1 protein-coding gene is annotated in these 464 nt (G+C 69.2%); it reads left to right on the top strand.

Going from position 1 to position 464, the window contains the following annotated elements:
* A partial coding sequence (locus LPA54_RS37990; RefSeq protein WP_228984959.1) for a glycoside hydrolase family 6 protein occupies positions 1 to 464 on the top strand: 464 nt, incomplete at both ends.

Below are 464 nucleotides of genomic sequence, written 5' to 3'. Positions count from 1 at the left end.
ACCGTGTCGACAACCCCTACGACGGCGCCAAGGTCTACGTGAACCCCGAGTGGTCCGCGAACGCCGCCGCCGAGCCGGGCGGCAGCCGTATCGCGAACGAGCCCACCGGCGTCTGGCTGGACCGCACCGCCGCCATCAACGGGGCGGGCGGCAAGATGGGTCTGCGGGACCACCTCGACGAGGCCCTGGAACAGAAGGGCTCCGGCGAGCTCGTCGTCCAGCTGGTCATCTACAACCTGCCGGGCCGCGACTGCGCCGCCCTCGCCTCCAACGGCGAGCTCGGCCCCACGGAGATCGACCGCTACAAGAGCGAGTACATCGACCCGATCAAGACCATCCTCGCCGACCCGAAGTACGCCTCGCTGCGGATCGTCACCACGGTCGAGATCGACTCCCTGCCCAACCTGGTCACCAACGTCTCGCCGCGGGCGACCGCCACGCCGAACTGCGACGTGATGAAGGCC

Source organism: Streptomyces sp. DH12, assembly GCF_020873895.1.
Lineage (GTDB): Bacteria > Actinomycetota > Actinomycetes > Streptomycetales > Streptomycetaceae > Streptomyces.
This window is presented reverse-complemented; position numbering and strand designations above follow the sequence as displayed.